Below are 5,861 nucleotides of genomic sequence, written 5' to 3'. Positions count from 1 at the left end.
GGTATGGCCGCACGCCGCCACCTGAGGGCTGTGCGTTACCACCAGCACCTGTGCGCCGTGCGCCAAACGTTTCAAACGCCCGCCCACGGCCTCAGCCACAGCACCGCCGACGCCCTGATCGACCTCGTCGAAAATCATCACCGGCTGGATGATGTCCTCGCGGCTGGCCAAGGCGGCCTTCATCGCCAGAGCAAAACGGGCCAGTTCCCCGCCCGAGGCCACACTGTCCAGCGGGCCAAAAGCGGTGCCGGTATTGGTGGAAACCTGAAAACGGATCGTCTCGCGGCCCTCTGGCCCCCGACGCCCTTCGACCGGTTCCATCGCCACGCGAAAACGCGCGCGCTCCAGCTTTAACGGACCTAGCTCGGCCATAACCGCCTCGGTCAAACGCTCGGAAGCCGCTTGCCGCGCGATGCTCAAAACCTCGGCTGCCGCATCATAGTCTTGCGCCGCCACAGCCGCATCGCGACGGGCATTGGTCAGGGCTTCTTCGCTGTTTTCGATCCGGCGCAGTTGCTCGCGCAGGCGCACCCGCAAGGATGGCAGCGCATCCACCGTCGTATGCAGCTTGCGCGCCGTGGCCCTGAGAGCAAACAGACGCTCTTCGGTTTTATCCAGCGCCCCCGGCTCGAAATCAAAGGCATCGGCGGCGGCATCTACAGCCGAAATCGCCTCCATGGCCTCGACCATGGTGCGGTCGATGGCCTCTACAGCATCGGACAGACTCTTGATGACCGGATGATCGCCCTCGATACCCGCCTGCCCTGCCCGTGTACGGGCATGCTCGACCGCGCGAAGGGCCGCGCTCAGCTTTTGCGACAGCTTGTCGCCGCCGAGTTGGGTGCGGGCATCGGCCAGATCAGCCAGCGCCTTTTCGGCAGCGCCCTGCACAGCACGGTCGCCCGCCAGTTCGGTTTCCTCGTTCTCGCGTGGATCGAGGGCATCCAGTTCGGCAAGGTTTTGCGAGGTTTCTTCGGCGCGGCTGGCCGCATCGGCGGCTTCGGCCTGAAGTTCGGCCAGACGGTTCAGGGCGTCTTTCAGTTTTCGCGCCATATCGGCAACCGCCGACAACTGCGGTTGCAAGCCACCATAGGCATCCAGCGAAGCCCGATGGGTCTTCCAGTCCAGAAGACCGACCGTCTCGTGCTGGCCATGCACTTCGACAAGACGCGATCCGATCTCGCGCAGGGCGGTCACGCCAACAGGTTGATCATTGATATAGGCTTTGGAGCGGCCATCCGCAGACAGGATGCGGCGCAGGATCAGCTCGTCCCCCGCACGGACATCGAACCCTTTTTCCACGATAGCGGCAATCAGCTCGGCATCGTTGGGCGTAGAGAACACCGCCGTCGCCACAGCCTGTTTGGAGCCGTGCCGAACCAGCCCTGCATCGCCCCGCGCGCCCAGCGCCAGACCCAGAGCATCCAGTATAATAGATTTACCCGCGCCGGTTTCGCCGGTCAGAACGGTCAGTCCGTTCTCGACTTCCAGGTCGAGACTATCGACGAGGACCACATCACGGATCGAAAGAGTGGTGAGCATGGATCGGTTTGATTCGCGTTATTCCGGACCACTCTAACGGAAACAGAACGAGAACACAGAGGTTTTACACCCCTGTGTTCCATAAAGTTCCGAAATCAGTCGCGATCGAAGGGATTGAGGCGGCTAACCCAGGATTTCTTGGCTTCGGGAGCCTGAATGCTTTCAGCACCCTCAGCCCCAGCGGTCAGCAGCGCAAAGGCATCCGTGTACCACTGGCTGCCCGGGAAGTTGTGACCCAGAACCGCAGCATTACGCACAGCCTCGTCACGCAGACCCAGCTGCATATTCAGCTCGACCAGACGGTACAGGGCCTCGGGCGTATGCGAGGTACGCTGGAAGGCCGGATTTTCGATCACGGCCTTATAGCGGTTCAGTGCGCCGATCGGCTGGCTGTTACGCTGGTAGAAACGACCCACGGCCATTTCCTTACCGGCCAGCTGGTCGTTGACCATGTCGATCTTCACACGGGCATCGGTGGCGAACGGGGTATTCGGATAGCGGCGCTCGACATCGCGCAGACCGGCCAGAGCCGCCTCGGCATAACCCTGGTCACGACCCACATCGACGATGCGCTCGAAATTGCAGACCGCCTTCATATAGAAGGCATACGAAGCCGACGGGTTACCGGGGAACAGCGCGATAAAGCGGTCCGCCGCAGCGATCGCCTCGTTATAATTGCTGTTCTGGTAATAGGCATAGACCTGCATCAGAATCGCGCGGCGCGCCCATTCCGAATAGGGGTGCTGGCGTTCGACTTCCTGGAAGTAGTCAATCGCGTCGTTCCAGCGCTTGGACTGAAGACGTTGATAGCCGGTGTTGTACAGGGCCTCGACCGGACGTTCTTCATAGGCGAGCTTCTGGCGTGGCTTGGTTCCGGAGCAGGCCGAAAGGGTGAGTGCCAAGGCGGCAACACCCATCAGCATCATGCCAGAGCGGAAAGAACCGGAGCGAGACTTGTGAGCGGGCAAGAGCGACCTCGTAATTTTGCCAAACAGGCGATGCACCCTCTGCACCACATGTCCTTGGTGTTCTCTATAACAGCGCACAACGCGATGCCAATGCGCGGAAATCACGGAAACGCGGGTTGATGCGAGTCATTTCGCAGCCTAGAGAGCGCGCAACACTATTAAGGGCCGCAAATGTGCGGGTCCGAACACGGCGAAAGGATGACCGGTCATGAAGCTGCTGGCAGGCAATTCGAACCGGACTTTGGCTCAGGCCATTGCAAACCACCTCGATGCACCTCTGACAAAGGCGGACGTCAAGCGTTTCGCCGATAACGAGGTCTTCGCCGTTATCGAGGAAAATGTTCGTGGCGAGGATGTCTTTATCATCCAGTCCACCAGCTTCCCTGCCAATGACAACCTGATGGAAATGCTGATCATGGTCGATGCGCTTCGCCGCGCCTCGGCCCGTCGCGTGACCTGTGTCATGCCCTATTTCGGCTATGCCCGTCAGGATCGTAAAACCGGTGGCCGTACGCCCATCTCGGCCAAGCTGGTGGCCAACCTGATCGAGCGCTCCGGTGCCGACCGCGTTCTGACCATGGACCTGCACGCCGGACAGATTCAGGGCTTCTTCGATATTCCGACCGATAATCTGGTCGCTATGCCGGTGCTGGCCCAGGACATCCGCGAAACCAAGCCGCGCGATTCGCTGGTTATCGTTTCGCCGGACGTCGGGGGTGTGGTTCGTGCCCGCTCGCTGGCCAAACGCCTCGATTGCGATCTGGCCATTGTCGACAAGCGCCGCCCCGAGCCGGGCAAGTCCGAAGTGATGAACATCATCGGTGACGTCGCAGGCCGCAGCTGCATCCTGTTTGACGATATCGTCGATTCGGGCGGCACTCTGGTCAATGCGGCCGAGGCCCTGATTAAACAGGGTGCCACCGAGGTATCGGCCTATATCAGCCACGGCGTCCTGTCCGGTCCGGCTGTCGAGCGCGTCCAGAACGGTCCCTTAAGCGAACTGGTCATCACCGATTCGATCGAACAGCCCGCTCTGGTACTGGGTTGCAACAAAATCCGCCGTGTCAGCGTTGCCCCCCTGATTGGTGAAGCGATCCGTCGCATCGCCAATGAAGAATCTGTGTCCAAGCTCTTCGATTAAGGTTCGGCTAACCATATTCGAGCGTATTGGACGGCCTCAAGCCCCCATAAGGGGCTGCGCTGTGCGGCGCGGCCCTTTCACGTGAATATAGTAAAGGGAAGCCCGCCGATGCCTCAGTTCAAGACACGTCCGGCCCCGATGCGTGCCCCGACCGGTATCATGACGTCCCGTCGTGGCCTGTCGGTTGCAAGCCTGGCCGCCGCCGTCCTGTTGGCCAGTTGCTCGACCCCCGAGCCGGAAGCTCCCCCGCCCCCGCCGCCCGCGCCGCCGCCGGCCATTGCCCTGAACCAGAGCGTTGCCGAGGCCGCCTCGGTCTATGTCGCCTTTGTTCGCGATCTGAACACCGTCAAGGCTGGCGGTTTCCAGAGCGCCGAAGAAATTCAGGCCGAACTGCGCAAGGGTGCCGCCTATGATGCGGCCCAGATGTCGCGCGGCATGATTGCCTATGGCGCAATTTTGGCCCTGCAATCGCCGGAATATCTGGCCGGTGTGCGCCAATTCGGCACCGACCCGACCCAGCGTCAGGAAATGATCCGCCGAATCATCGCCGATCCCGCCTATGCCGCCACCCTGCCCGGTGCAGATTCGGCTGTGGGTCTGATGGTGCAAACCCTGATTCGCGACATTGATGCCCTGACCTTCATCGCTGACGGTGTTGAAGCCGACGCCTATACGATTCAGGAACGCAACGATCCGCGCCGTCGCTGGGCCACACAGGCCGTGGCCGACCGCAACGGTCGTCTGCAAACTGCCAAGGACCTTTCGGTGCCTCGCATGCCCTCGGCCGAGGAAAGCGCGCGCCTTCTGGCTGCCGCCCATAGCGGCTCGGGACTGGTGTCGGAACGTGCCCAGCGCGGTGCGCCCTATACGCCTGCTGTCGTCAACTCTCTGGCCATTGCAGCCCTTGCTGCGCTTGGAGCAGCCGGTGAGGACGCGCGCGCCAATACCGATGCCCTGACCACGGAATCCAACAACGAGTTCTGTCTCAATATGTCCAAGCTGATGCTCTATCAGTGCCTGGCCGCATCGCGACCGAACTATGAGGACATCTTCTGCACCGGACGACACATTGTGCGCGATCTGGCACAGTGCACTTCCCAGTTCGCAGGTCCCCGACCAACCGCTGTTCCGACAGTAACTGTTGTGTCTGAGCCGAATTCCGTTACACAACCGACCGGATAAGGCGAGTTTTCGCGGGCAATATAGGCCGGACCGGTTGCGTCCTGCCTATGATCCGTGTAATAGCCCGCGCTCTTGAATTCGAAGGGTTCATGACCCCGCCGCGCTGACATCAGCTCAGCGCTGGCGTTTATTTGTATGAAGGCGAGCCCTATGGCCGAGATCATTCTGAACGTTGACGTCCGCGAAGGCGTGGGCACCGGAAGCGCCCGTGCCGTGCGTCGCGCCGGCGCCGTGCCTGGCATCCTGTACGGTGGCGATAAAGCCCCGGTTGCCATTTCCGTAAGCGAGCGCGAATTCCGCAAGTCGCTGTACACCGGCAACCTGCGTGGCCAACTGGTCACCCTAAAATACGGTGAAGAAACCCAGCCGGTTATCGCCAAGGCCATCGACTTCGATCCGGTTTCGGATCGTCCGATGCACTTCGACCTGATGCGCGTTGACGCATCGGTTCCGGTGAAAGTGGACCTGACTGTCCAGTTCATCAACGGCGACGAAGCTCCGTTCGTCCGTCAGGGCGGCACGCTGGAAATCGTCCGTCACGAAGTCGAAATCCTGGTGCGCGCCGACCTGATGCCGCACACCCTGATCGTCGATCTGGCCAAGGCTGAAGTTGGTGCTTCGATCCGTTTCTCGGACATCACCAACCTGCCGGAAGGCGCAACCCCGGTTATTGCCGACCGCGACTTCATGATCGCGACCGTCAAGGCTCCGGGCGGCGGCGTCAAGGAAGAAGCCGAAGAAGGCGCAGAGGGCTAATCCCCTTCTGATCTTCCCGAAAGATCAAAGCCCCGTAGCGGTTTCGCTGCGGGGCTTTTCTTTGCCCTCTACTCAATGCACAAGACGCCCATGTTTATCATCGCAGGTCTGGGTAACCCCGGCGCTAAATACGAAAAGAACCGCCACAACATCGGCTTCATGGCCGCTGACGAGATCGCACGCCGCTGGCGCTTCGGTCCCGAAAAGGCCAAGTTCCAGTCCAAGATTCAAGATGGCGAGATCGAGGGCGAGAAGATCCTGCTGATGAAACC

Annotated in this window: 6 protein-coding genes; 4 read left to right on the top strand and 2 right to left on the bottom strand. The window is 60.8% G+C overall.

What is annotated here, in order from left to right; all coding sequences use genetic code 11:
• Both RSB01_RS13240 and bamD read right to left on the bottom strand, forming a co-directional pair.
• Positions 1-1,542: DNA repair protein RecN (locus RSB01_RS13240; RefSeq protein ID WP_332625641.1), on the bottom strand; the 1,542-nt coding region annotated here is incomplete at its 3' end.
• A gap of 95 nt (positions 1,543-1,637) precedes the next feature.
• A complete protein-coding gene (bamD, locus tag RSB01_RS13235; protein ID WP_332619391.1) occupies positions 1,638-2,459 on the bottom strand; it encodes an outer membrane protein assembly factor BamD in 822 nt (273 codons plus the stop codon).
• Between the two features lie 259 nt (positions 2,460-2,718).
• On the opposite strand from bamD, the gene RSB01_RS13230 reads away from it, so the two are divergent.
• The 4 genes from RSB01_RS13230 to RSB01_RS13215 form a co-directional block, all read left to right on the top strand.
• Entirely contained in the window at positions 2,719-3,651 is a 933-nt protein-coding gene (locus tag RSB01_RS13230) for a ribose-phosphate pyrophosphokinase (RefSeq protein ID WP_332590493.1), read from the top strand.
• A gap of 108 nt (positions 3,652-3,759) precedes the next feature.
• The gene (locus RSB01_RS13225; RefSeq protein ID WP_332590492.1) at positions 3,760-4,833 is read left to right on the top strand and encodes a hypothetical protein; all 1,074 of its coding nucleotides are present in this window, start codon (positions 3,760-3,762) and stop codon (positions 4,831-4,833) included.
• A 150-nt stretch (positions 4,834-4,983) separates the two neighbouring features.
• Complete coding sequence (locus RSB01_RS13220) at positions 4,984-5,589, top strand: 50S ribosomal protein L25/general stress protein Ctc (RefSeq protein WP_332590491.1); 606 nt, start codon at positions 4,984-4,986, stop codon at positions 5,587-5,589.
• 90 nt (positions 5,590-5,679) lie between these two features.
• A partial coding sequence (locus tag RSB01_RS13215) for an aminoacyl-tRNA hydrolase (RefSeq protein WP_332625639.1) occupies positions 5,680-5,861 on the top strand: 182 nt, incomplete at its 3' end.

This window comes from Brevundimonas sp. (assembly GCF_036659295.1).
GTDB lineage: Bacteria > Pseudomonadota > Alphaproteobacteria > Caulobacterales > Caulobacteraceae > Brevundimonas.
The sequence above is the reverse complement of the archived record's forward strand: the minus strand, read 5'-3'. Positions and strand labels throughout refer to the sequence as shown.